At 76.1% G+C, this 545-nt stretch carries 1 pseudogene; it reads right to left on the bottom strand.

The annotated features are described in order from the left end of the window. Nucleotides 1-23 precede the first annotated feature (23 nt). Nucleotides 24-545, bottom strand: a pseudogene (locus D7W79_RS46630) (hypothetical protein); the annotation flags it as partial.

The raw sequence follows: 545 nt of genomic DNA, 5'->3' as shown, positions 1-545 counted from the left end.
CCCGCGCCTTATCGTCGGCAGCGTCAGATGTGTATAAGAGCCAGCGCCCCCAACCCGTGCAGCAGCAACCCGGGCACCACCGCGACCGCCACCGGCAGCACCTTGAACGGCGGCCTCGGTCCGCTCTCCGTCAGGTGCACGCGGGGCTCCGACACCCGGCCGCCCTCCGGCGCCACCTGGGATTCCGCGCTGGCGCCCTCCGGCGCCACCACAGGGCCAGACTCCGCCGCGGACGCCGTGGGCACCGGCCGGGGCCCCTCCTCCGTCAGCACCCGGGCCATCACCTCCGGCGGCACCACCGACGGCGCGGCAGCCCGGCGCGGCGGCACGTCCCGGGGGATGTCACTGCCGCCCAACTCCGGGCCGCTCGCCAGCAGTTCGAAGGCGGACAGGAAGCCATCGCCGTCCTGCGCCCGCGCGGCCCCCGCGGCCAGCACCAGCCCCAGCACCACCGCGAAGGTGGCCCGCGCACTCCACACCGGGCGCCCTTGCCCCATGGCCGTCGTCTCGCTTCCCTGGGGGCGGCCTTCCAACCTCCCCCACCC

The organism is Corallococcus exercitus (assembly GCF_003611585.1).
Lineage (GTDB): Bacteria > Myxococcota > Myxococcia > Myxococcales > Myxococcaceae > Corallococcus > Corallococcus exercitus.
This window is presented reverse-complemented; position numbering and strand designations above follow the sequence as displayed.